This is a genomic window from Streptomyces sp. AC627_RSS907 (assembly GCF_019049165.1).
In genome coordinates this window covers 1-642 of sequence record NZ_JAGMUE010000562.1, presented here as the reverse complement: position 1 = coordinate 642, position 642 = coordinate 1, and the positions used below count along the sequence as shown (strand labels likewise).

Below are 642 nucleotides of genomic sequence, written 5' to 3'. Positions count from 1 at the left end.
ACCTGGAACGCGGCGACCTGGCGGCCGAACGACACAAGGTGCTCACCCCGCACCCGGCGACCCCGGACGCCGTGCTCGACGGCGTCTGTGAGGTGATCGAGCACTTCGGTTGGTCCGGCCCGGTCGGGGCCACCTATCCCGGCGTGGTGGTCGACGGCACGGCGCGTACCGCCGCCAACGTGGACAAGACGTGGATCGGCGTGAACGCCGCGCAGAAGCTCGCCGAGCGGGTGGGCGCGCCCGTCACGCTGGTCAACGACGCGGACGCGGCGGGCATCGCGGAGCTGCGGTTCGGCGCCGGGCGGGGCCGGATGGGGACCGTCATCCTCCTGACCTTCGGCACCGGCATCGGCAGCGCCGTCTTCAGCGGCGGGCAGTTGGTGCCCAACACGGAGCTGGGCCACCTGGAACTGCACGGTCACGAGGCCGAGGAGCGCGCCTCCACCCGGGCCAAGGAGGAGGGGGACCTGAGCTGGCAACACTGGGCGCGTCGGGTGCAGAAGTACCTGGCCCACGTGGAGATGCTGTTCTCGCCCGAGCTGTTCATCATCGGCGGCGGCGTGAGCCGCAAGGCGGACAAGTTCCTGCCGCTCATCGAGGGCATCCAGGCCGAGGTGGTGCCCGCGCAGCTTCGTAACAACG

Annotated in this window: 1 protein-coding gene; it reads left to right on the top strand. The window is 71.0% G+C overall.

Annotated elements, in window-relative coordinates:
- Positions 1-2 precede the first annotated feature (2 nt).
- Positions 3-642, top strand: a 640-nt coding sequence (gene ppgK, locus KUM32_RS37075; protein ID WP_254406672.1) for a polyphosphate--glucose phosphotransferase, incomplete at its 3' end; no start/stop codon positions are given.